Source organism: Pseudomonas sp. W5-01, from assembly GCF_046540435.1.
GTDB lineage: Bacteria > Pseudomonadota > Gammaproteobacteria > Pseudomonadales > Pseudomonadaceae > Aquipseudomonas > Aquipseudomonas graminis_B.
Map to the genome: position 1 here is coordinate 290,753 of NZ_JAXCIP010000001.1, position 22,886 is coordinate 313,638.

The window sequence follows — 22,886 nt, forward strand, 5'->3', positions numbered from 1 at the left end:
ATGACCCAAGCAAAAACCGCAATTGTGATTGGTGCCGGTTTCGGCGGCCTGGCGTTGGCCATCCGGCTTCAGGCGGCGGGCGTGCAGACGACGCTGCTGGAAAAACGCGACAAGCCCGGTGGCCGCGCCTACGTCTACGAAGATCGGGGTTTTACCTTCGACGCGGGGCCGACGGTGATCACCGACCCGACGGCCATCGAAGAGCTGTTCACCGCCGCCGGCAAATCCATCAAGGATTACGTCGAGTTGCTGCCGGTGTCGCCGTTCTATCGCCTGTGCTGGGAAGACGGCACGAAGTTCGATTACGCCAACGATCAGCAGTCCCTCGACACCCAGATCGCGGCACTGAACCCCAAGGACGTCGCCGGTTATCAGCGCTTTCTGGCGTATTCCAAAGCGGTGTTTCAGGAAGGCTATCTGAAGCTCGGCGCCGTGCCGTTCCTGTCCTTCCGCGACATGGTTCAGGCCGGGCCGCAGCTGGCGAAGTTGCAGGCATGGCGCAGCGTGTATTCCATGGTGTCGGAGTTCATCGAGGACGACAAACTGCGTCAGGCGTTTTCGTTTCACTCGCTGCTGGTGGGGGGCAATCCGTTTGCAACGTCCTCCATTTACACGCTGATTCACGCCCTCGAACGCCAGTGGGGCGTGTGGTTTCCCAAGGGCGGGACCGGCGCGCTGGTGCAGGGCATGGTCAAGCTGTTCGAAGACATCGGCGGGCGTTTCGAGCTCAACGCCGATGTCGCCAGCATTGACACCAGTGGCCAGAGAGTGACCGGCGTGCGCCTCCAGGACGGCCGGCAGATCAGCGCCGATTGCGTGGCCTCCAACGCCGACGTGATGCACACCTACGCCGAACTGCTCGGCGGCCACCCGCGCGGGGTCAAGGAAGGCGCACGGCTGAAGGGCAAGCGCTTCAGCAACTCACTGTTCGTCATCCACTTCGGGCTCAAGCGTCCGCAGCCACAGTTGCAGCACCACACCGTGTGTTTCGGCCCGCGCTACAAGGCACTGATTCAGGAGATTTTCAAGGGCGCGGCGCTGGCCGAGGATTTCTCGCTGTACCTGCACGCGCCGTGCATCACCGACCCGAGCCTGGCGCCGCCGGGGTGTTCGAGCCATTACGTGCTGTCACCGGTGCCGCACCTGGGCAACGCCGATATCGACTGGGAAGTGGAAGGGCCGCGCTACCGCGACCGCATCTTCGCGTACCTGGAGAAGTACTACATGCCGGGCCTGCGGGAGGATCTGGTCACCAGCCGCATCTTCACGCCCCAGGATTTCAAGGGCGAACTCAACGCGCACCTCGGTTCGGCCTTTTCCCTTGAGCCGATCCTGCGACAAAGCGCCTGGTTCCGCCCCCACAACCGCGACGCAAGCCTGAGCAATCTGTACCTGGTCGGCGCCGGCACGCACCCGGGCGCCGGTGTGCCGGGTGTCATCGGTTCCGCCAAGGCCACGGCCGGGCTGATGCTGGAGGACCTGCACTCATGAGCGTCGCCGATCAGGCGCTGCTCGACCACGCCACCCAGAGCATTGAAGTCGGCTCGAAAAGCTTCGCCGCCGCGTCGCGACTCTTCGATCCCGTGACCCGTCGCAGCGCGGTGATGCTCTATGCGTGGTGTCGGCATTGCGACGACGTCATTGACGGCCAGGAAGCGGGGCACTCGGCTTCGGTGGTCAGTCAGCAGGAAGTCACCGAGCGCCTGCAGCGGCTGATCGCCCAGACCCACGCCGTGTATGCCGGCACGCCGACCCACAGTCCGGCGTTCGAAGCGTTCCGGGAAGTTGTCCTGCGCCATGGCATCGAGCAGCGCTACGCCCTGCAACATCTCGATGGCTTCGCGATGGACGTCAGCCAGCGCGAATACCGGCGCGTCGACGACACGCTGGAGTACTGCTATCACGTGGCCGGCGTGGTCGGCCTGATGATGGCGCAGATCATGGGCGTGAGTGACGAGGCGACCCTCGACCGCGCCTGTGATTTGGGGCTGGCGTTTCAGCTGACCAACATCGCCCGGGACATCGTCGAAGACGCCTCGGTAGGACGTTGCTACCTGCCGGGGGAATGGCTGGATGAGTTGGGCATTCCCCACGATCGCCTTGCAGCCCCGGAATACCGTCCAGCGGTAGCCGTATTGGCAAAGCGGCTGGTGGACATGGCCGAGCCGTACTACGAGAGTGCCAATGCCGGCTTGACCGCACTGCCATGGCGATCGGCCTGGGCAGTGGCGACGGCGGGGTGCGTCTACCGCGAGATCGGGGTGAAGGTCAGGGAGCGCGGCGTGCGGGCCTGGGATGCGCGGGTCTCGACCAGCAAGCTGGACAAGCTGCGACTGGTGTTGGTGGGGGCGTGGAAGGCTAGCGTGACTCGTGGTCGGCAGTGGCCGGCGCGACCTGCGAGCCTGTGGCAACGTCCGGATCGGATTTGTGCAACGGGCCGTCATGCAAGCGTCGAAGCTGAGCGCGCAACCGAGTGACGCTCGGCGCGTAGAGAAAGCCGAACGACACGCAGCGCTCCTTGCCCGACACCGCGTGGTGCATCAGATGCGCCTGATACAGGCGCTTGAGGTAGCCATTGCGCGGCACGTACTTGAACGGCCAGCGCTTGTGCACCAGGCCGTCGTGGGCGACGAAATACAGAAAGCCGTAAGCGGTCATCCCTGCGCCGATCCACTCCAGCGGATGCGCCCCTGCAGTGCCCAGCGCGATCAGCACGATGGCGAACCCGGCGAACACCACGGCATACAGATCGTTCTTCTCGAACCAGCCGGTTCTCGGCTCGTGGTGCGACTTATGCCAGCCCCAGCCCCAACCGTGCATGATGTATTTGTGCGCAAACACGGCAAAGCCCTCCATGCCGATCACGGTTGCGAAAAATACGAGGGCATTGATCATCGGGCTCATCCACGCAAGTGTCTCGACGTCAGACCGTGAAAAGGCCGACGCTGTTCGGTGCGTGATTGTCGCATGCCGGCGGCTGAAGGCGGAGATCGGTTTGCCGATTTGCGGTGTGAAGGTTCGGATTGGTGTGGCGTGACCCATGACGCCTTCCCGGCTGAAGCCGGTCCCACTATGAGTACGCGGTGTGCCAGTGGGACTGCACCGCTGTTCGTGGGACCGGCTTTAGCCGGGAAGGGGCCGGTTTGGACACTATCAGTGGGATGGCCAGTCGCCGTGGGTCGTAACCGACTGAACTGTGCCGGCCTCCTGCGGCCTCAGACTTACACCCGCTAAAGGAGGCCAAGGCCATGAACAACGACGAATTCAATCAATATGACGCAGAGCGCTTCCACGGTCAGGTCGCCGAGCAGCTGGGCATCAGCGTGGAAGAGCTGAAAACCTGGATGATCAACGACATCGAGCGGGTCACCGAAGGCGGCGAGGAGGTGGGACACATGGTTGTGTTCCGTGAGTCCACACCCGATGAGGTGCTCGACAAGCTCAAGAACCCGCAGAGCCGCTTTACGGCGATGACGGGTGTTATCGAGACTGAGTGAGCGGTCGGCGTCCGACCTTCACTGGCGGTTGCTGTAGTGAAACCGCACACAACAAAAAGCCCGATCACTCGGGCTTTTTGTTGTCGCTCAGCCGCTGATTACTTCGACGGCAGGGCGTAGGCAATCAGGGAATCGCCCATTTTGGTACCGAACGAGCCATGCCCGCCGGCCATGATCACGATGTACTGCTTGCCATTGCTCTCGTAGGTCATCGGTGTGGCTTGACCGCCAGCCGGCAACCGCGCTTCCCAGAGCAGATCGCCGTTGGTGACGTTGAAGGCACGCAGGTAGTTGTCCTGGGTGCCGGCGATGAACATCAGGTTGCCAGCCGTGGAGATGGGACCACCGAGCATCGGCACACCGATTTTCAGCGGTGGCAGTTGAATGCCTTTCAGGCTGTCGCGGATGGTGCCGATACGCTTGCGCCACACCACGTCGTGGGTCTTCATGTCGACACCCGCTACATAACCCCAGGCCGGCTCTTTGCACGGCAGGCCCGAGGGCGACAGGAAGGCGTTGATTTCGACGCCATAAGGCACGCCGTACTGAGGCTGAATGCCCATTTCGGTACCGCTGCCGGTGGCACCTTCTTTAGGCCACAACGGGTTGTTCGGGCCTCGGGGGATCAGTTTGGACACGAACGGCAGCGCCATCGGGTTCATCAGCGCAACCTGACGGTCGGCGTTGACCGAGATGCCACCCCATTCGAAAACGCCCAGGTTGCCCGGGAACACCAGCGTGCCTTGTTCGGACGGCGGCGTGTACTGGCCGTTGTACGACAGCTGCTTGAAGATCACGCGGCAGACCAGTTGGTCGAACATGGTCGCGCCCCACATCTCCTTGTCGGACAGGGTTTGAATCGACGTCAGGTTCAGGTTCGAGCGCGGCTGGGTCGGGCTGACCCGATCGCCTGGCGCCGCTTCACCCGCAGGCACCGGCATTTCATGGACCGGCACGATTGGCTTGCCGTCGCGACGGTCGAGCACGAACAGGTTGCCTGCCTTGGTCGGCACGTACACCGCAGGGACAGCTTCGCCGCTACCGGTTTTCACGTCAGCCAGGGTTGGCTGAGCCGGTACGTCCATGTCCCACAAGTCGTGGTGAGTGGTTTGAAAGCTCCACACCAGTTTGCCGGTGGAGCCGTTCATGGCGACGATCGAGCTGGCATAACGCTCCATCACCGGGGTGCGGTTGCCGCCCCAGATGTCGGGCGTCGGATTGCCGGTTGGCACGTAGACCACGTCGGTTTTCGCGTCGTAAGCCAGCGGTGCCCAGGCGTTCGGCGAGTTATTGACCAGGGTCTTGCCGTCGCCCGGAATCGCGTTCGGGTCTTCCGCGCCAGTGTCGAAGATCCACTTCAGCGCACCCGTGTTGACGTCGTAGCCACGGATCGCACCGGATGGCTCGTGCACCGACAGGTTATCGGTCACCGAACCGCCGATGATCACAGTGGTGCCGGTCACCACAGGCGGGGAGGTGGGTTCGAGGCCGCCCGGATACGGGTAGGGCTGCAAGTGCAGCAGATCGAGCTCGCCGTTTTTGGCGAAGTCGGCACACGGTGCGCCGGTGTCAGCGTTGATGGCGAACAGACGACCGTCGTTGACCGGCAGGAATACCTTGCGCGGGCAACTGGTGGCGACCGGCTGAGTGCCTTCCAGGCTTTTCGCAAACTGCGTGGTGTCGGCCTGATCGAAGTAGGCGACGCCACGGCAGGTCAAGTGCTGGAAGGACGGATCGGATTTGAGCTTGGGATCGAATCTCCACTTCTCTTTGCCGGTGGCCGGGTCCAGCGCCACCAGGATCTGGTGGGTGGTGCAGATGTACATGTTGTCGCCAACCTTGATCGGCGTCAGCTCGTTGGTGGTCTCGCCGGAGTCATTCGCGGTTTTCGATTCGCCGCTGTTGAAGGTCCACGCCACCTGCAGGTCTTTGACGTTGCCTTCGTTGATCTGGGTCAGCGGGGAATAGCGCGTGCCCGACTGGGTGCGCCCATAAGCAGGCCAGTCGCCATTGGCGATGCCCTCGACAGGCTCATGCTGCGCAGGTTGCGCGGTGGCCATGCTGCCGTTGATTTCCTGCGGGTCGTTGAAGATGGCATACACCATCACCACGATGGCCAGCGCCAATGTCGCGGATAAAAAGGTTTTACCGGGCTTGATGCGCTCCGGAATATCCCGGGTCACCGCCGGAATGAGCAGCCACAGACCCAACACCCCGAGGATGTCGAATCGCGGCACCAGCGCCCAGAAGTCCGTGCCTGCTTCCCACAGACCCCAGACCACGGTGATCAGCATCAGCGCGCCATACAGCCAGAGCGATGCCGCGGAACGTCGCCACAACAGGACGGCGAACACCAGCAGCGCGACGCCCAGGAACAGATAATAAAAAGAGCCGCCCAATGTGAGCAGCCAGATACCGCCTACCAGCAGAAACAAGGCAAAGATGCCTGCAATGATGGAAGTGAAACGCCTCAGCCCTGAAGCTTTTGATAAGTCATTCATCGATGTTCCCCCTTGGGATGTAGTGCATGGACTGTGCGCCTCATAGGGGGTTCAACTCCCCGATCAGCCGGTTGGATGAATTTTTTCGGCATCACTGACCACACGCTCTTTCCAAGCATAGGCCGTGTTCACGAACTGATCCCGGGGGAAAAGCATTCAGAGGGCAATCGGCCCGGCCTTACGCGAGTTCGGGGCCTGAAGAGGGGCTGAAAGGACCGGCGAGATGGCGCTACAGGGGCGGCAAGGTAATGCCCGCTGTGGTGCATCCCATCGCTCAAAGTTGCGGGGGGGTGTGGGCGCAGACTAGAGTCGTCAACAGGCCATTCAACTTACGGCAGGCGCATGAGACGGAGTCCATCGATTCCCTCTGGTCTGCGCTCTCATAACGCGCTGGAAGTGTAAGTTTTCTATGCACAATCGGTTAAGCAGGACGCGAGCCACGACGCTGCTGATCACAGCGGCGGTTTTTGTGTGTGTATCCGGGTGCACGACCCAGGCCACGACCGGTGTGTCATTGGTCGATTACACCTCAGTCAGCGCATCTTCACCGCCACACAAACTCACCGGCCTTTGGGCCGGTCCCCACGCCGGCGGCACTTTTTACGTGGAAATCTTCGAGGACGGCGACCTGCGCACCTGCCTGAGCGCTCCGCCTTATTACCGGGCGATGGACGGAAAATATGCCGACGAGGCGTTGTATCTGGAAGACGGCACCCGTATTGAATTTCAGCCGGCGGGTGCGCAGCGCATCACTATTTATTCGCCCCCAGGAAGGCCGGTGACCACGCTGGAACGCGGTGCGCCAAGTCTCTCCGCCAGCGAGTGCCAGGGAGGCGCCGATGACGTCCAGCGCAAACTTTCCCACTGGGCTGCGCAGTAGCGGCGGGGTGCGTTAATGCAGTCGGTGTGGATCGCAGCCGCTACCTTCGCCTGCCTGCTGGCGGCATCGTTGCTGATGATGCACTGGTATCCCAGGCTTTCGAGCCGTCATCGAGACGAGGACACCAACACGGTCATCCGCCTGGTGGCCAACATCTTCGTGGTGATGACCTCGCTCGTGTTCGGGCTGATGATCAATTCAGCCAAGAACACCTATGAATCCATCGACGCGAGCTTCCATGCCTACGCCACTGATCTGATCATCTTCGACCGAACGCTGCGCACTTACGGCGAGTCCGCGCAACAGACACGCGGGCTGCTGGTGACGTACCTTGAGCGGGCCATTGCCAATCCGTATCGCGGTGATGAAGCGCTGCAGCATCGCAAAAGCCAGGCCGCGCAGTACCTGGACGACATTGGCAAATCCCTCGCCGGGGTGCGCCCGGCGGATCGCTTCCATGAAACCTTGATGCTGGACATTCGCCAGCAGTACCACGGCCTGATCGAACAGCGCTGGCGAATCGTCGAGCAGTCCGAAGGGGCGATACCCGGCCCGCTGATCGGCATGCTAATCGCGTGGATGACGCTGATTTTCGCCACCTTCGGCTACCGGGCGCCGCGCAATCCGATGGTCATTGGCATGTTCACCGTATCAGCACTGCTGATTGCCGCGTCGGTCTACCTGGTCCTGGACATGGACATTCCCTTTCACGGCCCCATCCAGATCTCTGATGAGCCGCTTCGCCGGGCCTTGGCGGAGATGCAGTTGTAAGCGTGTGCTTTAACCGCTTTTGGGTCGTGGTCGCGCTCTGGTTGCGGGCCTTTATAACGAAGCGCCGGAGGGCAGAAAAGGAGGGATTTGCGAGGTGGGCCGGGTATGATGCAGCGCTCTGCACGTCACCACTCAGCACGCTACCGTCCCAGACCGTATTCAGGATCACAATGCCCAGCCCCACGTTTACCGTCATGCGCCTCGAAGCCACGCCCCCGGAATCGATCAAAAGCCAGATCATGCAAATGGTGATCGACTACGTCACCGACCTCAGCATGGTCGCCATCGCCCCGAGCAATCCGTTGTACCCGCTGTACCAATACGGCGTCGGCCATGAAGTGCATCAGTACGTGCAGGCGATGGATGGCTCGCGGGGGATTGCGGTGGAATTGATCGTGGCGCTGGACGCCGAGGATCCGTCGATCGTCATCGGCTTTTTGCTCTATTTGCCGGTTCAACAGGACCCGCAGGCGTGCGCCGTGGCGTACATGGCGGTGCAAACGGCACGCCGTCGTCAGGGCGTGGCGCGGGCCATGCTGACAAAGATGACCGAACGCTATCCCGATGCGGAGCTGGCGTGCTTCGTCTCCAAAGTTGCGGTGTTCGAGGCGCTGGGTTTTCAGGTGTTGGGTGCGCGCGGGCCGCAGGTGGTGATGAACACCCGTGAGCGGCAGACCGAGGGCTTGTTGGCCGTGCTGGACATTGCGCCGATCTACAACTCGCTGGAAGTGCGGCAGATCCACAGCTATCTGTTGAAGCAGCACGGCAAGCGCGCCATGACCGATGCGGAGAAACAGCGCGATCGCCACATCGATCAGTTGACCCGCCAGGCCCGGCTATTCGTCAACGGACTGTTGGGCGAGTCAGGCGCGCAAGCCTTCATCGGCCCGCGGCTCGTCTAATCCAGCGATCAGCGAACGGCCTCGTTGAGGTCGATCCCGCCTGAGTCCTTGCTCCACATTTCCAGCAGGAAATCCCGCTCGGCGTGATGCAGCGTGCGTTCCATGGCCAGGTGCCGCGCCAGGACCTGGTGCACCTCGCGGCCCTCCATCGGGCAGCCTTCGATGGGGTGCAGCCAGTGGCATGCCAGCACCGCACCCTCCGGCGTCAGGCTTTCGCGAATGCGCTCGATGATCTCGCCGAAGGCATCCGGCGTCAGGTAATAGGCCCATTCGCTGATCACCACCAGATCGAATTCTCCCGCCGGCCAGTCCTGGGGCAAACAGCCTTCCAGCACCTGAACATGGGCATGTTCGCTCAAGCGGTCTCGGGCCAGAGTGACGGCCCGGGGGCTGAGGTCCATGCACAGCAGCGCGTCGCAGCGTTCGGCCAGGCGCAGGCTCAGTTCGCCATTGGCGCATCCCGGCTCGAAGATGCGCCCATAGCGCTGGCGCGGCAGAGCGGCGAGGGTCAGGTCGCGTTTGCGGTGTTCGTACCAGCGCGTACGGAAGGCCCAGGGGTCGTCGCTGTTGGCGAACAATGTCTCAAAATACTCACCTGTCATGCTCACAGAAACACCAGTTCGAAGGGTTGCAGCAGACGCTCAAGCGTCTGAGGGGTCAACACCGGAGGAGCGCCGGTGCTCGGGTCGTTTTCCAGCTGGCTCAAATGCGCCCCGATGGCCTCGCGCTTGCGCCGCAGTTGCTCCTCGCTGAGCCAGAATTTACGGGCCTGTTCCCAAGGGATGCGCGGGTCGTTCGGTTCAGCCCAATGCCAGGCCCACACCGGCATCTCCACCAGCGTCGCGCCACTGTTGGCCACCGCCTGGGCCGCGCAATGGCCGACGGCTTCGTGGTCGCAGTGGCCGTCGTGGCGCCAGGTGGTCAACAACACATCCGAGGGACGCAGGTCTTCGCTGAGCAGGGCAATCAACGACTCGGCATGCCCGGCAACTTGACCATCGCCCATGCCGAGCCGTTGCCAGGACAGCCTCGACACGTCGAGGCCCAGGTGCGCGACGGCCTGTTCGCTTTCCCGGCGCCGCTCGGTTCGCAGGCGCTGTACCGGCCACAGCGGAGAGTGCGGATGACTGCCTTCGCCGTCGGTGACAGCCACCAGTTGCACATCGTGCTGCCGTTGGGCCATCGCCGCGAGCACGCCGCCGCAGGTCAGTACTTCGTCGTCGGGATGCGGCGCGAGCACGATCAGGCGCGCGCCAGGTGGAATCAGTTCTTCCAGGGTGATCGGGCGCACACTGCGCAACGCCACGCTGTTCTGCCAGGCGCTCAACGGGGTGCCGGTGACGCCGAAAGGCTGCGCTTCATTCATAGTGACCAATCCTCGTTTTCGCCCGTGGCGACTCGCTGGCCCAGATGCGCCAGGTCGCGTTCGGCGTGGCTTTGTCGGATAAACACCTGCAGGTCGGCGGCCAGCCGGGCAAAGTGCGGATCGCGGCAGAATGGCGTTGCGCCCAGCGCCCGCCCGACGTGCCGGCAAACCTGTTCGACCGCCAGCTCGACCTGGGCCCGCAGGCGCTGCACCGGCAGGCTCGCGTCGTGCTGCGGATGTGCGTCGATCCATGAGGCGCATTCGCGCAGGGCGGCCGCCGCGCCGCACAGCGCCGCATCAACGCTGCCCAGGTGAGCGTCAGCATGGGGTTCCGGCCGTCCGTTGTGTCGGTGCGCGCGCAAGGTCTTCGCCAGCGCTACCGCCGCGCCATACCAGGCCGCGGCGATACCGGCGCCGCCTTGCCAGAATCCTGGCCGGGAAAGGTAGTCGCCACTGTTGCCCACGCAAATGCCGACAGCGCCGTCGAAGTGCACGTCGCCGCTGGCGGTGCCCGCCATGCCTACGGCCTGCCAGGTGTCGCTGTTGAAGCGCACGCCGGACTGCTTCAAATCAACGGCTACCAGCTGCGGCGTTTCATCGCTGGCCCATGCGGTGAGCAGGGCGTAATCCAGCTGTTGTGCGCCAGAGCACCAGGCCTTGCGGCCGTGGAGGCGCACCTTGTCGCCATGGCGTTGGCTGACGCCTACCCTGGCGTCGGGCGGTTCAGCGGCCCATACGCCCCAGATGCCGGGTGCATCGAAAGGCGCTGAATTAAGTTCATCAGCGCTCAATTCATGAAGAATGGCGAGGGCGTCGGTGTGGCCTTCGTAGAGTTTGAGCAGCGCCAGATCGACGCCCGCCACCGTCGCCAATTGGCGCCAGCGTTCGAGGGTGCGACCGCTGCCGGGCAACGGCAATTGATCGAGCCCGCTGTCGAGGCAGCGTTGCATGGCGTGACGCAGGGGTGCGTCCGGCACGTGGGGGTTGTGACGGTGGGCGAAATCCGCCAGCAGTGATTCAAGTCCTTGTGCATCGTCCCGCATGACTGTCTCCGTCCCGTTGACGCCGACGCGAGTTGCGCGGGCTGTTTGCCTGGCCCGTTGCGCGGCCTGCTGATGAAATTCGGCAGCGCAGGCGGGGAGGGGTTCAAACATTTCTTCGGCCAGCCGGGCCACGTGCGTTCGGCCGGGCGGCTTCGCCAGCGCGCTGATCCCTGTTTTGTGAACGGGTGCGCGGTTTTGTCGCAGCGAGCGTTTCTCAACCCATGGGCGTCAAGGCATGCAGCGCCGTCGAGGGGTGTCGGTAAAATCCGCTTGTAACGCATTCGGCCCGGTTTTGCGCGACACTGTCGGGCACCTGTTTTTTTTCGCTTCGTCCCTCGCCGCTGCAGTGCGGCTGCCAATAACGCCTGCGGTGCCGCGAGGTGGACGAAAAAAGGGTTGGCGTTGGCGCCAGCCGCTGCTTTCGAGAGTTCGCCAGATGAATGAGTTTCTGACCCGCCGTCAGGTGGTCACCGGCATGGGCCTGTTGGGGCTGGGCCTGCTGGCCGGCTGTGACGGTTCGACCACTGCGCTGGATTTCAAGTACGGCAAAGATCTGAGCAACAAGATCATGGGCCGCACGTTCAAGCTGACCGACACCGACGGTGAGGTCAAAACCCTGTCGAGTTATCGTGGGTTGATGCCGATGGTGTTTTTTGGTTTCACCCAATGCCCGGCGGTGTGCCCGACCGCGCTGGCCCGTGCTGCGCAGATCAGAAAGATGATGGGCGAGGACGGCAAGACGCTGCAGGTGATCTTCATCACCGTCGACCCCGAGCGCGACACGCCGCAGGTCCTCGACGCCTACGTCAAACAGTTTGATCCGACGTTCGTCGCCCTGCGCGGCACGCTGGAAGAAACCGCCCACGTCGCCAAAGAATTCGGCGTGTTCTACGAAAAGGTCCCGGCGGGCAACACCTACACCATGTCCCACACCGCCACCAGCTTCGTTTTCGACTCCCGGGGCAACCTGCGCCTGGGGCTGTCACCCTCGCTTTCCGCCAAGCAATGCGCGGAAGACCTGCTCACTGTCATGGAAGTCTGCTGATGAATACTGTGTTTGCTGCTGTCTCGCGCTCGTTGGTTTCGCGCACGTTGGGGGTCGCCCTGTTGGCCGGGGTCAGTCTGAGTGCGGTTGCCCAGACGCGGGTTGAGGATCCGTGGGTGCGTGCGACGGTGGCCGGGCAGCCTTCATCCGGTGCCTTCATGCGCATCACCGCGGACACCGACAGCACGCTGCTCAGCGTCACCTCGCCAGTGGCCAAAGACGTGCAGATCCACGAGATGAGCATGACCAACGATGTCATGCGCATGGGCCCGGTCGACGCCGTGCCGCTGCCGGCAGGCAAGACCGTGGCGCTGGACCCGGATGGCTACCACGTAATGCTCATGGGCCTGAACGGCCAGATCAAAGAGGGCGATCAGGTCCCGCTGACCCTGACCGTGAAAAACGCCAAAGGCGAGACAGAAGTGCTGAACGTAAGCGCCCCGGCCCGCTCCGCGATGGACATGAGCCATGATCACGGCATGACCCATTAAGTGGGATCGCGTATCCGGTAGGACCGGCTTCACCCGGGAAAGCGCCGGCGGCCATACCGCAGAATTGATGGTGTTCAGGTCGGGAGCACACCGGAGAAGTGGTGTCGTTCAAACCGACGTCTTCCCGGCTAAAGCCAGTCCCACAAAGGCACCGCGTATTCACTGTGGGACCTGCTAAAACCAGTCCCACAAAGGCACCACGTACCTTCGTAGGACCGGCTTCAGCCGGGAAAGCGCCGGCAGCCACACCGCAGAAGTGATGTCGTTCAACCCGACGTATCCCAAGGTAAAGCCGATCACACAAATTAAATGCGCTGTCTTGGCGGACAGGAATCAATCCCCGAACGCCCCCACCAGCAACACCCCGTTCAGCACGATGATCAACAGCACGATGGCCCAGGCCAGGGCGGTCAGGATCGGCCCGGTCACGAAATCGCCCATCAGCTTGCGGTCGGACACGAAGCGCACCAGTGGCACGATGGCGAAGGGCAGTTGCATCGACAGGATGACCTGACTCAGCACCAGCAATTTGGCGGTGCCCTGGGCGCCGTAAATACTCGTCACCACAATCACCGGAATGATCGCCAGCCCCCGCGTCAGCAGGCGACGGATCCAGCCGGGCAGGCGCAGGCGTAGAAAACCCTCCATGACGATTTGCCCGGCCAAGGTCGCCGTGACGGTGGAATTGATCCCCGACGCCAGCAACGCCACACCGAACAGCATCGACGCCATGCCCACCCCCAGCATCGGCGAAAGCAAATGGTAGGCCTGCTCGATTTCCACCACGTCCGTTTTGCCGGCCTTGTGAAACACCGTCGCCGCGGTGATCAGAATCGCCGCATTGACGAACAGCGCCAGCGTCAGCGCGATGGTGCTGTCGGTCACCGCCCATCGCAGGCCGATGCGTCGGCCCTCATCCGTGCGCGGGTAGGCGCGGGTCTGCACGATGGAGGAGTGCAGGTACAGGTTGTGCGGCATCACCGTGGCGCCAATGATGCCGATCGCCAGGTACAGCGCCTCGGGATTGGTCACCACCTCGGCCTTGGGGATGAAGCCGGCAAACAGCTCCGCCAGATCAGGCTGGGCCAGCACCATCTGGATCGCGAAGCAGCCGAAGATGACCAGCAGCAGCGCGATCACGAACGCCTCAAGCGCGCGGAACCCGCGGCCCATCAGCAGAAAAATCAGAAACACGTCGACGGCCGAGATCACCGCGCCCCAGATCAGCGGAATGCCGAACAACAGGTTCAGCGCGATGGCAGTGCCGATCACCTCGGCCAGATCGCAGGCGATGATCGCGATCTCGCAGGCAATCCACAGCCCGATGCACACCGGTCGGCTGCACCGTTCGCGGCAGGCCCGCGCCAGGTCCCATCCGGTGACGATGCCCAGCCGTGCCGACAGCGCTTGCAGGACGATGGCCATCAGGTTCGACAGGAGAATGACCGACAGCAGCAGGTAGCCAAATTTCGACCCGCCGGCGATGTCGGTGGCCCAGTTGCCCGGGTCCATGTAGCCCACGGCGACCATATAGCCGGGGCCGGTGAACGCGAGGAGCCGCTTGAACCAGTTGCCGGTCTTGGGCACCGCGACACTGGCGCTGGGCATGCCCCCGCCGAGCATGTCGTCGCCGGAGCGGGCAGGGTGATCGATGGGCGGCATGGAAAGTCCCGGCGTTGAATATTGAATGATCAGAGGGGTCGGAAAGGCGCGGAACGCTGGCCCTGCCGCCCGGTGTCAGCGCGTGGTTACCGTCTGCCCGCAGGCCCGCCGTGGTGCTGCCCGACGGAGGGACTCAGCTGGACAGCGACGTCGCTGCCAGTGAGTTTAGATAATCCCCAAAGCCTTCTTTGCACCGGTAGTCTTTTCGTGCGCTGGTGGTGACGCTGTTCGCGGAAATCCACGCGATCGACGCGCCGATGCGTTGCAGATCGGCGACCAGGTGCACGTCTTCGTGGGCGGCCAGCGCCTTGAAGCCGCCGGCCCGCTGATAGGCACTCGCGCTGACGCCCAGGTTCGCGCCGTGGATGTGCCGATGGTCATCCACTGGCCGGTACAGCGAATCATAGCGCTGGCGCACATGCTCGGGATGCCCGGACCAGTCGTCGACCTCGACGATGCCGCACACCGCGTCCACCTCCAGGCTGACCTGATGCGCCAGCCAGGCGTAGGGCACGACGCTGTCGGCATCGGTGAACGCCAGCCAGCGGGCGCCGCGTTCGAGCATCAGCCGTGCGCCTTCTGCGCGGGTCATGCCGACATTGCGGTAGGTGCACACGTGGGTGGTGATGCCGTGTGCGGCCGCGACGCGGGCCGAGGCATCGGAGCAGTCATCCAGCATGATGAGGATTTCCACGGACTCGCCGTGGAGGTCTTCGTGGACAGAAGCAGCGATCAGGGACTTGATGCAGTCGTCCAGGAAGTCTTCTTCGTTGTGTGCGGGGACAATGATTCCAATCATCGAAGTGTCTCGTCGCGGCACCTGCGCTGATCGCGGCGTCCTTCGATGTCGACCGAAGTGATGGAAATTTGGTTTCAAGTATTTTCGTTTAGCAGGACCATCGCCTCGCTTATCACGGGGTTAGGGCATGTCCCAGACGCAGCGACGCCGCTGATCAGCGGCGTCGATGGCTCTACGTGCGGCGAGACTTTACAGCCTGCCCATCTGGCTTCAGCCCGCCAGCAGCGCATTGGCGATGGCCTCGTTGAACGCCGGCAGATCGTCAGGTGTGCGGGAAGTGATCAGGGTCCAGCCATTGGCCGGGCATTCCTTGACCTCGGCATCGACCCAGTTGGCCGCGCCAGCATTGACCAAGTCAGTGCGCACGCTTGGGTAGGAGGTCAGGGTTTTGCCTTCGATCACGCCGGCATCGATCAGCAGCCAAGGGCCGTGGCAAATCGACGCGACGGTCTTGCCGGCGTCGGCGAACGCTTTGACCAGCTTCTGTGCATCGCTGTCCTGGCGCAGGGTGTCGGCGTTGACCGTGCCGCCAGGAATGACCAGCGCATCGAAGTCAGCAGCAGACAAGCCGGCCAGCTTGGCGTCGGAGGTGACGACGGCGTCTTTGTCAGTGTCGTTCAAGAACAGTTGCGCAGTGCCGCCTTCAATCGAGGCGTGGGTGACCGCAGCACCTTGACCCTTCAACGCTTCCAGCGGCTTTAGCAGCTCGTCGCGCTCGATGCCGGTGTTGGACGTGATGATCAAAACCTTCTTGCCGTTCAGTTGATTGCTCATGCTTTCGCTTTCCTCTGAAATATAAGTGCTGAAGTTGAAAACGGCGCTTGCCATTTGCAAGCGGTGTCACGTTCAGAGGAAGGCGCAAAAGCAAAAGTTCAGCCCGATTGCACTGAAGGGTACCGGGGCGGTTATCAGTATTTCAGGCCGCGCACCCGGATCTCGGGTGCGGCGAGCAGTGCCGTGCGACGAAACGGCGCACCACGATCCCCTCCATCATCACAGGCAATCGCGGACTGCGGTTTCCAGGGCATTGCGGCCGAAAGCCGACGACAACGGCGCGCGCTGATACAGGAAGACCCGGGTGTTGGGATTGCCTTTGTAGACCTCGAGGATTTCATCGGAGGCGATCTTGCCGGAGATCAGCAGTTTGTAGTGACCCTTGCTCTCGGTCATGGTCGTGCCGGGCTTGATCTGCTGCCACTTGGGGTAGATGCACTTGGCGTAGTCAGACGGCGTCTTGGCGGTGTCGAAATTGAACGACGGGTTGTTCGGCGTTGAACTGCAACCCGCCAGCACCGCGGCCAGGGTGCAACCCAGTAACGAGTACGGAAATAAACGGCGCATCAATTCATCCTGAATAAGAAAACGGAACCCATTCGGCAGGGTCGATGGGCGCCTATGTTGACCAGCAACCGTGCAAATGAAAAGCGCACGCCCTGAAATTTTTTACCCCCTGCTCAAGCCTCCGTTGCCCAGACGCCGTCGAGCCAGCGGGTCATTCATTCTGATGAGTGGCTTCACTCAGCCGTGCGCTGCTTTGTGCTCGTTATGTTTGCATGTTGCTCGTTCTATGAATAGAGTGAGCGGGAACGAGCATTAAGAAAACGTGAGCTCGTTCGTTAGTGCCTGATCGACGGAGAGCACATGTCACACGATGAACTGCAACGGGCTGCACGGTCAGTCTTGATGCCGGCGATCGCCGGACTCGCGCTGGATGAACCCGTGCGCCGGCATCTGCACGCCGGCGGCGTGTCGGTGCTGCTGGGGGAGACCCGCGACGAATACCTGGCGCGCAGCATGAGCTTCGAGCGTCGCCGGGAAGAAACCGACGGGCAATTTTCCGCGATCGCCAGGGAGGCGGCGGTGTGTGCGGCGGCGCCGGTGCTGATCGCCGTCGATCAGGAACTGGGCGGCATCCAGCGCCTGCACGGTCTGGTGCCCGGTATGCCGGCTTCCGCCGAACTGACCCACATGAGTACAAGAGACATCGAGTCGCGCTGCTATGAAATGGCCAGCTCGGCCCGGGTCATGGGCGTCAATCTGTTCCTGGCGCCGATTGTTGACGTGGTCACCGGGGCGAATCCCTGGCTGCACCAGCGCCACCTCGGCGCCGACCCTGCTGAGGTGGCGCGCATTGCCTGCGCCTTCATCCGCGGTGTGCAACGCGCGGGCGTGATTGCCACGGCCAAGCATTTTCCCGGTCACTACCAGGTCGAGCAGGACCCGGCGGTGGAGCGGGCTTTCGTCCCTGATGACGCCGCTGCCCTCAGCGACGGGCTGGACGTGTTCCGGCAGGTGATTGCGGCAGACGTCGGCGCGATCATGCCCGGGCCGGCCGTGTTCCCGGCGCTGGACCCGCACCGGTCGGCCAGCACCTCGGCGTCGGTGATCGGCCTGCTGCGCGATGCACTGGGGTTCGAAGGACTGATCGTGTCCGACGATCTCGACGCCGTTTCTATCCTGCGCGGCAACAGCATCGCCGACACCGCCGTAGCGGCGCTGAACGCCGGCGCGCACCTGTTGCTCGTCTCGGCGGAAGCGGGGCTTGATGACATCTCGCGCGCCATCGTCGATGCAGTAATCAACGGGGGGCTGGATGCGCAAACCCTGCTTGCAGCCGCGCACACAGTTCGCGCCCAAGCCCACGCCTCCCGAGCCCAGGTGGATTCAGGCCTGTACGTCTCCTACCCGGTCTCAGGCGGTCATCTCACCCGACGCGTCATGATCTGAACAGCCGCTGCTCGCTGCCAACCACTTGCAGCTTATCGCTTGCCCCTCACCCCGTTTGTGCTCCCGGCGCGGGCGTTCTACTCTCGGCCACTCCGTACACTCAGAAGGAAAGCCCGATGAGCTGGTCCGCCACGCAGTACTCCCTGTTCGAGCAGCAACGCACCCGACCGGTACGCGACCTCGTCGCCGCCATTCCCCTGACCTCGGCGCGCACCGCCGTCGACCTCGGCTGCGGTCCCGGCAACTCAACCGAAGTGCTGGCCGAGCGCTTTCCGGAGGCCACGGTGACCGGGCTCGACAGTTCCGACGACATGCTCCGCGACGCCCGTCAGCGGCTGCCGGACATCGCATTCGAGCGGGCGGACATCGGCAACTGGAATCCGGCGCACACCTACGACGTAATCCTCGCCAACGCCTCGCTGCAATGGGTGCCTGACCACGCGTCGCTGTATCCACGGCTGGTCAGCCTGCTCAATCCAGGCGGTGTGCTGGCGGTGCAGACGCCGGACAACCTTGAGGAGCCGGCCCATCGTCTGGCCCGGGAGATCGCCGCGAGTGCGCAGTGGGCCGACAGGATCGGCGACGTCAAGCACCCCGATCGACACCCCGCCGCCTATTACTTCGAGCTGCTGAGGGCGCATTGCGCCGAGGTCGATGTCTGGCGCACCACGTATCACCATCCCCTTGCCGGTGGGCATGGGGCGGTGGTCGAGTGGTTCAAAGGCTCGGCGCTGCGGCCCTATCTGCAAAAGCTGGACGAAGCGGGTCAGCAGGCGTTTCTCGATGCGTACCTGCAGGCGATCAGTCAGGCCTACCCGGCGCAGGACGACGGCACGGTGCTGTTGCCGTTCCCGCGCCTGTTCATCGTGGCGACACGTTAAAGCGTGCGGCTCGCGTTAAGCCCCTGTGTTGCAAGCCGTGATCGATACCCCCGTTTTCTGATGGAGTGAGCATGAGCAACGACCCCGCCGAACTGGCCGCGCGCCTGATTCGCAATTTCAACGACGTGCCGCTGCAGCACGAGCGCCGCGACCCGCTGTACGAAAGCCACGCCGCCCGCCTGGGCACCGACACCGCCGCGCAAAAGCTGGGTGCGTCGGTGGACATTGTCGCGCCGGGCAAGCGCTCGTGCCCTTATCACTTTCACTACGCTCAGGAAGAGATGTTCGTCATTCTGGACGGGGAGGGCACCTTGCGCGTTGCGGGTGAAATGCTGCCGATCCGCAGCGGCGATGTGATCTTCATCCCGCCCGGTCCGGAGTACCCCCATCAGATCATCAACACCTCCGATGCGCCGCTGAAGTATTTGTCCATCAGCACGCGGGAGACGCCCGAAGTGTGCGAATACCCGGACTCCGGCAAGTATCAGGCGATGGTCACCCTCAATGGGGCACGCGCGTTCGCCGCCGTGCAGCGACCTGATGCCACGCTGGATTACTGGGAAGGCGAGCCTTGATTCACGGTTCGGAAATTCGCCCATGATTCATTCGGTTATAACCATAGAACGTCTCGATCTAGGCTGGATATAAGAAAAGCAGCGGTGCTTAGAGCAAAAATCGCTATTCTGCCCGCCGGCTTTCAAATGTGCAGTCAGGCAGAGCAATGGATTTTGGCAACGCAGGTTTCGTCGTCGCAGGGCTGGTGGTCGGTTTTATCGTCGGCATGACGGGGGTGGGCGGTGGATCGCTGATGACCCCGATCCTGCTGTGGTTCGGCATCAACCCCGCCACGGCGGTGGGCACCGACCTGCTGTACGCCGCCATCACCAAAAGCGGTGGCGTGCTGGTTCATAAAAAGAACGACAACATCGACTGGGGCATTACCGGCTGGCTGACCCTGGGCAGCGTGCCGGCTGCCGGCCTGACGCTGTGGTTTTTGAGCAGCCTGCACACGGCGCCGGACGCGATGAATTCGGTGATCAAACAGGCGCTGGGCGTGGTGCTGCTATTGACCGCCCTGGCGATCTTTTTCAAGAAGCGTCTGCTGGCATTCGCCCAGCGCCACGCGGGTGATCGCTACCGCCTCAGCACCCGAAACCTGAACGGGCTGACGGTGCTGACCGGCGTCATCCTTGGCACCATGGTCGCGCTCACGTCCATTGGCGCTGGCGCGCTCGGCACTGTGGCGCTGTTTCTGCTTTATCCCTTCCTCGAGACCCGTCGCCTGGTCGGCACCGAAATCGCCCACGCCGTCCCCCTGACCCTCATCGCCGGCATCGGTCACGCCAGCATGGGCAACATGAATTGGTCAATGTTGGGTTACCTGCTGATGGGCTCGCTGCCGGGCATCTACATCGGCAGCCACCTGACCGGTCGCATCCCCGACGCCGTCCTGCGTCCGTGTCTGGCGCTGATGCTGTTGGCGATCGGCTACAAGTTGGCGTTCTGAACGCGGGGTAGACGTACCTGCTGCGCTGCCACGTGTGGACGCGACCGGGTTGGCGCTCGACCTTGCTCGCGAAGGATTGGGAACATCCGCCAGCCCTTCAGCGGCCGGGATGCCGTCTTCGTGAGCACGCTCACTGCCACAGGGTATGTGCTCGCTGCACGCCAGGCCGGCGCCCCCACGCCTGAGCTCACTCCTTCTCTGCGCCCCAATAACGCTGCATCTCGATGAACAGAAACGACGCGGTCCATGTAATCAGCACCAGCCCCGTCAACGCCTCCAGCCCCGTCAGGTATTTCAGGTGTCCGTTGGGCGTGATGTCGCCAAAGCCGATGGTGGTGTAGGTGGTGAACGAGAAGTAGACCGAATCCATGAAGCTGCCGTCGAAGTTTCCGGTCAGACTTCCCAATGAATCAGACCGGTTCATCAGGTAGTAGCCCAAGGCAAAGATCCACACCTCCACCGCGTGAGCGACCAGCGCGCCCAGCACGCCGATGACCACCCGGAAACGGTGCTGCAGTCCTAGCCTCGGCATGAGCTGGTTGAGGCGAATCAGGCATTCGTAATGCACCATCACCGCTGTGGTGATGATCACGATGTTGATGAGCGTGACCGCAAACATGGCGCTCTCCCCAATCAAAGCGTCATGGGGCCTTCGCCGCCGGTGATGAGGGTGCGCAGCCGTTCGAGGTCGAGGATTTCCACCGCGCGCCCCGAGACACTGACGATTCCCTGACTGCGCAGCGAGCCGATGGCGCGGCAGATCGTCTCCAGGCGCATGCCCAGATAACCGCCGATGTCCTCCCGGCTCATGCGCAACACAAAGGCAGTGCCGGAGTAGCCCCGGTTCGCCATGCGGCAGGAAAGATCGAGCAAAAAGGCGGCCATGCGCTCCTCGGCATTGAGCTGACCCATCATCAGCAGCATCTCGTGGTCCCGCACGATCTCCAGGCTGAGCGCCCGGTTGAGGTTGCGCTGCAGCGAAGGCAACTCGCGCGCCAGCCGCTCCAGCTGACTGAAGTGGATGGGACAGACTTCGCTGTCCTCCAGGGCCATGGCGTCGCATTCATGACGATCATTGCTGATCGCATCGCAGCCCAGCAGCTCTCCGGACATGGGGAACCCGATCAGCCGCTCACGCCCATCCCGGGACGTAATGGTCGTTTTGAAATAGCCCGAGCGCACCGCATAGAGTGAGCACAGGGGATCGCCGGCGCGGTACAGCACCGCGCCTTTTTTGATCTTCAGCCGTTGCGGGATGATGGTGGACAAGCGATCGGTGTCATGCACGCTCATCCCAAGGGACAGGCAGAGCTCGCCGACGTTGAAGAACGCGCACTCTGCGTTGAGGAACGAGCCGGGAACGGCAGCCAGATGGGCGCTCATGTGCATCTCCTTGAGTGACCCAGCATAGGCGCCTGCGCTGCACAGTGACAGCGGCCATTGTTGAGGTGGATGAGCGGGGAGGGCTGACTCCGACCTTCTTGATCCAGATCAATACCGGGCCACTTCAGGCGCGCACACTGGTGGTCGGTTGATTCACTTCAGCCACCGCCCAACCCATCGCGATCATGGGAGGCTCATGAGGCTGCCCCATGACTGATCATTCGCGCCCGTCACTGCTGGTGCTGAACGTAGGTTCTTCCAGCGTCAAGTTTTCCCTTTACGACGCCACCGATGCCCCTGCGCAAGACCCCTGCCTGGGTCACGGCACTTTTGAGGTACACCGGGACACCGAGCGCCTGATCTTCCGCCACGCCGACGGAACCCGACAAAACGCGCAATGGCCACGCACCGACGGCCCGGCGGATAGCGGCACGTTGCGGAACATGATGGGCTGGATAGAGCAACACACGGAAGGGCACCTCTGTGCGGCGGCCCATCGGGTGGTTCACGGCGGCGATCGCACGCTCACGGGCGCCCGGGTGGATCCGGCCCTCATGGGCGAGCTGCAGGCGCTCATTCCCATGGCGCCCCTGCATCAGCCGCGGTGCCTGGCGCCGATTCACTATCTGGCGCGCGAGCACGGCGGCCTGGCCCAATATGCCTGCTTCGACACGGCCTTCCACCACACCCTCGATCCGCTGGAGACCTCATTCGGGCTACCCCGCGCGATGACCGAACAGGGCCTGCGTCGCTACGGTTTTCACGGCCTGTCCTACGAATACATTGCCGGTGTCCTTCCCGAATACGATGAGCGCGCAGCGAAGGGCCGCACGATTGTGGCGCACCTGGGCAACGGGGCCAGCCTGTGCGCCCTGCATAACCGGGTCAGTCGGGCCACGACGATGGGCTTCAGCACGCTGGACGGTTTGTTGATGGGCACGCGTCCCGGTCGGCTCGACCCCGGCGTGTTGCTGTACCTGATGCGCGAGCGCGGCATGGACGCCGAAGCCCTCGAAGACCTGCTTTATCACCAGTGCGGTTTATTGGGCGTTTCCGGTGGTATCGCCAGCGATATGCGCGAACTGGGTGACAGCACCGCACCAGCGGCAACACAAGCAATCGCGTTATTCGTGCGCAGCGTCGTGCGAGAGATCGGCGCCATGACGGCGGTCCTTGGCGGCCTCGATGCGCTGATCCTGACCGGCGGCATCGGCGAAAACTCGGCGCCGGTTCGCAACGCGATTCTTGACGGCTGCGCATGGCTTGGCCTGCAGCACTCGTCCTCACCCAACACGCCACAAGGCGCCTGCCTGTCGCTGCCCGACAGCAAGGTTTGCGCCTGGACCCTCCCGACCGACGAAAACGCTGTTATCGCCCGCCACGCCCTCAAGCTGTTGCACAGCGGCGCCTGAATCGACCAGTGCGCATTTG

The 22,886-nt window shown here is 62.9% G+C and carries 24 protein-coding genes; 13 read left to right on the forward strand and 11 right to left on the reverse strand.

Annotation, left to right across the window (positions count from 1 at the left end; genetic code table 11):
- The gene (locus tag SLW75_RS01155) at positions 1-1,491 is read left to right on the forward strand and encodes a phytoene desaturase (RefSeq protein ID WP_410933286.1); all 1,491 of its coding nucleotides are present in this window, start codon (positions 1-3) and stop codon (positions 1,489-1,491) included.
- Positions 1,488-2,477 (forward strand): 15-cis-phytoene synthase CrtB, encoded by a 990-nt coding sequence (gene crtB / locus SLW75_RS01160; protein WP_410933287.1) that lies wholly within the window; start codon positions 1,488-1,490, stop codon positions 2,475-2,477. The genes SLW75_RS01155 and crtB overlap by 4 nt, the downstream gene beginning before the upstream one ends.
- On the opposite strand, the gene SLW75_RS01165 is transcribed toward crtB, so the two are convergent.
- Positions 2,359-2,904 (reverse strand): sterol desaturase family protein, encoded by a 546-nt coding sequence (locus SLW75_RS01165; protein ID WP_141695115.1) that lies wholly within the window; start codon positions 2,902-2,904, stop codon positions 2,359-2,361. The two genes, crtB and SLW75_RS01165, sit on opposite strands and share 119 nt — an antisense overlap.
- A 344-nt stretch (positions 2,905-3,248) precedes the next feature.
- Here SLW75_RS01165 and SLW75_RS01170 point away from each other — a divergent pair, with 344 nt between their 5' ends.
- Positions 3,249-3,497, forward strand: coding sequence for a hypothetical protein (locus tag SLW75_RS01170; protein ID WP_296313978.1), 249 nt, complete (start codon positions 3,249-3,251; stop codon positions 3,495-3,497).
- Positions 3,498-3,595: 98 nt separating this feature from the next.
- Here the strand turns inward: SLW75_RS01170 and SLW75_RS01175 are convergent, their stop codons facing one another.
- Complete coding sequence (locus SLW75_RS01175) at positions 3,596-5,998, reverse strand: glucose/quinate/shikimate family membrane-bound PQQ-dependent dehydrogenase (RefSeq protein ID WP_410933288.1); 2,403 nt, start codon at positions 5,996-5,998, stop codon at positions 3,596-3,598.
- Positions 5,999-6,512: 514 nt separating this feature from the next.
- On the opposite strand from SLW75_RS01175, the gene SLW75_RS01180 reads away from it, so the two are divergent.
- The 3 genes from SLW75_RS01180 (at position 6,513) to SLW75_RS01190 (ending at position 8,551) form a co-directional block, all read left to right on the forward strand.
- Positions 6,513-6,878, forward strand: a complete 366-nt coding sequence (locus SLW75_RS01180; protein WP_065987122.1) for a hypothetical protein — start codon at positions 6,513-6,515, stop codon at positions 6,876-6,878.
- A 15-nt stretch (positions 6,879-6,893) separates the two neighbouring features.
- Positions 6,894-7,649 (forward strand): DUF4239 domain-containing protein, encoded by a 756-nt coding sequence (locus SLW75_RS01185; protein ID WP_065987123.1) that lies wholly within the window; start codon positions 6,894-6,896, stop codon positions 7,647-7,649.
- A gap of 170 nt (positions 7,650-7,819) precedes the next feature.
- Positions 7,820-8,551 (forward strand): GNAT family N-acetyltransferase, encoded by a 732-nt coding sequence (locus tag SLW75_RS01190; protein WP_410933289.1) that lies wholly within the window; start codon positions 7,820-7,822, stop codon positions 8,549-8,551.
- Between the two features lie 8 nt (positions 8,552-8,559).
- On the opposite strand, the gene SLW75_RS01195 is transcribed toward SLW75_RS01190, so the two are convergent.
- Genes SLW75_RS01195 through SLW75_RS01205 form a run of 3 tightly spaced genes read right to left on the reverse strand, consistent with a single transcriptional unit; the run spans position 8,560 to position 10,960 of the window.
- Positions 8,560-9,159: a class I SAM-dependent methyltransferase gene (locus SLW75_RS01195; RefSeq protein ID WP_192135900.1), complete on the reverse strand. Its 600-nt coding sequence runs from the start codon at positions 9,157-9,159 to the stop codon at positions 8,560-8,562.
- Positions 9,156-9,917: a PIG-L deacetylase family protein gene (locus SLW75_RS01200; RefSeq protein WP_065987128.1), complete on the reverse strand. Its 762-nt coding sequence runs from the start codon at positions 9,915-9,917 to the stop codon at positions 9,156-9,158. Before SLW75_RS01200 ends, SLW75_RS01195 begins: the two co-directional genes overlap by 4 nt.
- Positions 9,914-10,960, reverse strand: coding sequence for an acyl-CoA dehydrogenase family protein (locus SLW75_RS01205; protein WP_410933290.1), 1,047 nt, complete (start codon positions 10,958-10,960; stop codon positions 9,914-9,916). Before SLW75_RS01205 ends, SLW75_RS01200 begins: the two co-directional genes overlap by 4 nt.
- Positions 10,961-11,396: 436 nt before the next feature.
- Between SLW75_RS01205 and SLW75_RS01210 the strand changes: the two genes are divergently transcribed.
- Together SLW75_RS01210 and SLW75_RS01215 are read left to right on the forward strand one after the other, a co-directional pair.
- Complete coding sequence (locus SLW75_RS01210; RefSeq protein WP_065987131.1) at positions 11,397-12,005, forward strand: SCO family protein; 609 nt, start codon at positions 11,397-11,399, stop codon at positions 12,003-12,005.
- On the forward strand, positions 12,005-12,496 hold the full coding sequence (locus tag SLW75_RS01215) for a copper chaperone PCu(A)C (RefSeq protein ID WP_410933291.1): 492 nt from the start codon (positions 12,005-12,007) through the stop codon (positions 12,494-12,496). The genes SLW75_RS01210 and SLW75_RS01215 overlap by 1 nt, the downstream gene beginning before the upstream one ends.
- Before the next feature lie 333 nt (positions 12,497-12,829).
- Here the strand turns inward: SLW75_RS01215 and SLW75_RS01220 are convergent, their stop codons facing one another.
- The 4 genes from SLW75_RS01220 to SLW75_RS01235 form a co-directional block, all read right to left on the reverse strand.
- Positions 12,830-14,185 (reverse strand): Nramp family divalent metal transporter, encoded by a 1,356-nt coding sequence (locus tag SLW75_RS01220; RefSeq protein ID WP_410933780.1) that lies wholly within the window; start codon positions 14,183-14,185, stop codon positions 12,830-12,832.
- Positions 14,186-14,291: 106 nt separating this feature from the next.
- The gene (locus SLW75_RS01225; protein ID WP_410933292.1) at positions 14,292-14,957 is read right to left on the reverse strand and encodes a glycosyltransferase; all 666 of its coding nucleotides are present in this window, start codon (positions 14,955-14,957) and stop codon (positions 14,292-14,294) included.
- Between the two features lie 210 nt (positions 14,958-15,167).
- Positions 15,168-15,731 (reverse strand): type 1 glutamine amidotransferase domain-containing protein, encoded by a 564-nt coding sequence (locus SLW75_RS01230; protein WP_410933293.1) that lies wholly within the window; start codon positions 15,729-15,731, stop codon positions 15,168-15,170.
- A gap of 219 nt (positions 15,732-15,950) precedes the next feature.
- A complete protein-coding gene (locus tag SLW75_RS01235; RefSeq protein ID WP_065987139.1) occupies positions 15,951-16,298 on the reverse strand; it encodes a hypothetical protein in 348 nt (115 codons plus the stop codon).
- A 300-nt stretch (positions 16,299-16,598) separates the two neighbouring features.
- Here SLW75_RS01235 and SLW75_RS01240 point away from each other — a divergent pair, with 300 nt between their 5' ends.
- The 4 genes from SLW75_RS01240 to SLW75_RS01255 all read left to right on the forward strand — a co-directional run bounded on the left by SLW75_RS01240 (position 16,599) and on the right by SLW75_RS01255 (position 20,072).
- On the forward strand, positions 16,599-17,684 hold the full coding sequence (locus SLW75_RS01240; protein WP_410933294.1) for a glycoside hydrolase family 3 N-terminal domain-containing protein: 1,086 nt from the start codon (positions 16,599-16,601) through the stop codon (positions 17,682-17,684).
- 116 nt (positions 17,685-17,800) lie between these two features.
- On the forward strand, positions 17,801-18,565 hold the full coding sequence (gene tam / locus SLW75_RS01245; RefSeq protein WP_410933295.1) for a trans-aconitate 2-methyltransferase: 765 nt from the start codon (positions 17,801-17,803) through the stop codon (positions 18,563-18,565).
- A gap of 71 nt (positions 18,566-18,636) precedes the next feature.
- The gene (locus tag SLW75_RS01250) at positions 18,637-19,140 is read left to right on the forward strand and encodes a cupin domain-containing protein (RefSeq protein ID WP_410933296.1); all 504 of its coding nucleotides are present in this window, start codon (positions 18,637-18,639) and stop codon (positions 19,138-19,140) included.
- 146 nt (positions 19,141-19,286) lie between these two features.
- Positions 19,287-20,072, forward strand: coding sequence for a sulfite exporter TauE/SafE family protein (locus SLW75_RS01255; RefSeq protein ID WP_065987149.1), 786 nt, complete (start codon positions 19,287-19,289; stop codon positions 20,070-20,072).
- 187 nt (positions 20,073-20,259) lie between these two features.
- Here SLW75_RS01255 and SLW75_RS01260 read toward each other — a convergent pair whose 3' ends face one another.
- Together SLW75_RS01260 and SLW75_RS01265 are read right to left on the reverse strand one after the other, a co-directional pair.
- Positions 20,260-20,691, reverse strand: a complete 432-nt coding sequence (locus SLW75_RS01260; protein ID WP_065987152.1) for a potassium channel family protein — start codon at positions 20,689-20,691, stop codon at positions 20,260-20,262.
- A gap of 14 nt (positions 20,692-20,705) precedes the next feature.
- Positions 20,706-21,455, reverse strand: coding sequence for a helix-turn-helix domain-containing protein (locus SLW75_RS01265; RefSeq protein ID WP_410933297.1), 750 nt, complete (start codon positions 21,453-21,455; stop codon positions 20,706-20,708).
- A gap of 209 nt (positions 21,456-21,664) precedes the next feature.
- Here SLW75_RS01265 and SLW75_RS01270 point away from each other — a divergent pair, with 209 nt between their 5' ends.
- Positions 21,665-22,867, forward strand: coding sequence for an acetate/propionate family kinase (locus SLW75_RS01270; RefSeq protein ID WP_410933298.1), 1,203 nt, complete (start codon positions 21,665-21,667; stop codon positions 22,865-22,867).
- Positions 22,868-22,886 lie beyond the last annotated feature (19 nt).

Excerpts from the sequence above, each read along its gene's own strand:
- SLW75_RS01155 (WP_410933286.1), top strand. The coding sequence starts at position 1 with ATGACCCAAGCAAAAACCGCAATTGTGATTGGTGCCGGTTTCGGCGGC.
- crtB (WP_410933287.1), top strand. The coding sequence starts at position 1,488 with ATGAGCGTCGCCGATCAGGCGCTGCTCGACCACGCCACCCAGAGCATT.
- SLW75_RS01165 (WP_141695115.1), bottom strand. The coding sequence starts at position 2,904 with ATGAGCCCGATGATCAATGCCCTCGTATTTTTCGCAACCGTGATCGGC.
- SLW75_RS01170 (WP_296313978.1), top strand. The coding sequence starts at position 3,249 with ATGAACAACGACGAATTCAATCAATATGACGCAGAGCGCTTCCACGGT.
- SLW75_RS01175 (WP_410933288.1), bottom strand. The coding sequence starts at position 5,998 with ATGAATGACTTATCAAAAGCTTCAGGGCTGAGGCGTTTCACTTCCATC.
- SLW75_RS01185 (WP_065987123.1), top strand. The coding sequence starts at position 6,894 with ATGCAGTCGGTGTGGATCGCAGCCGCTACCTTCGCCTGCCTGCTGGCG.
- SLW75_RS01190 (WP_410933289.1), top strand. The coding sequence starts at position 7,820 with ATGCCCAGCCCCACGTTTACCGTCATGCGCCTCGAAGCCACGCCCCCG.
- SLW75_RS01200 (WP_065987128.1), bottom strand. The coding sequence starts at position 9,917 with ATGAATGAAGCGCAGCCTTTCGGCGTCACCGGCACCCCGTTGAGCGCC.
- SLW75_RS01205 (WP_410933290.1), bottom strand. The coding sequence starts at position 10,960 with ATGCGGGACGATGCACAAGGACTTGAATCACTGCTGGCGGATTTCGCC.
- SLW75_RS01210 (WP_065987131.1), top strand. The coding sequence starts at position 11,397 with ATGAATGAGTTTCTGACCCGCCGTCAGGTGGTCACCGGCATGGGCCTG.
- SLW75_RS01215 (WP_410933291.1), top strand. The coding sequence starts at position 12,005 with ATGAATACTGTGTTTGCTGCTGTCTCGCGCTCGTTGGTTTCGCGCACG.
- SLW75_RS01225 (WP_410933292.1), bottom strand. The coding sequence starts at position 14,957 with ATGATTGGAATCATTGTCCCCGCACACAACGAAGAAGACTTCCTGGAC.
- SLW75_RS01230 (WP_410933293.1), bottom strand. The coding sequence starts at position 15,731 with ATGAGCAATCAACTGAACGGCAAGAAGGTTTTGATCATCACGTCCAAC.
- SLW75_RS01235 (WP_065987139.1), bottom strand. The coding sequence starts at position 16,298 with ATGCGCCGTTTATTTCCGTACTCGTTACTGGGTTGCACCCTGGCCGCG.
- SLW75_RS01240 (WP_410933294.1), top strand. The coding sequence starts at position 16,599 with ATGTCACACGATGAACTGCAACGGGCTGCACGGTCAGTCTTGATGCCG.
- tam (WP_410933295.1), top strand. The coding sequence starts at position 17,801 with ATGAGCTGGTCCGCCACGCAGTACTCCCTGTTCGAGCAGCAACGCACC.
- SLW75_RS01250 (WP_410933296.1), top strand. The coding sequence starts at position 18,637 with ATGAGCAACGACCCCGCCGAACTGGCCGCGCGCCTGATTCGCAATTTC.
- SLW75_RS01255 (WP_065987149.1), top strand. The coding sequence starts at position 19,287 with ATGGATTTTGGCAACGCAGGTTTCGTCGTCGCAGGGCTGGTGGTCGGT.
- SLW75_RS01260 (WP_065987152.1), bottom strand. The coding sequence starts at position 20,691 with ATGTTTGCGGTCACGCTCATCAACATCGTGATCATCACCACAGCGGTG.
- SLW75_RS01265 (WP_410933297.1), bottom strand. The coding sequence starts at position 21,455 with ATGAGCGCCCATCTGGCTGCCGTTCCCGGCTCGTTCCTCAACGCAGAG.
- SLW75_RS01270 (WP_410933298.1), top strand. The coding sequence starts at position 21,665 with ATGACTGATCATTCGCGCCCGTCACTGCTGGTGCTGAACGTAGGTTCT.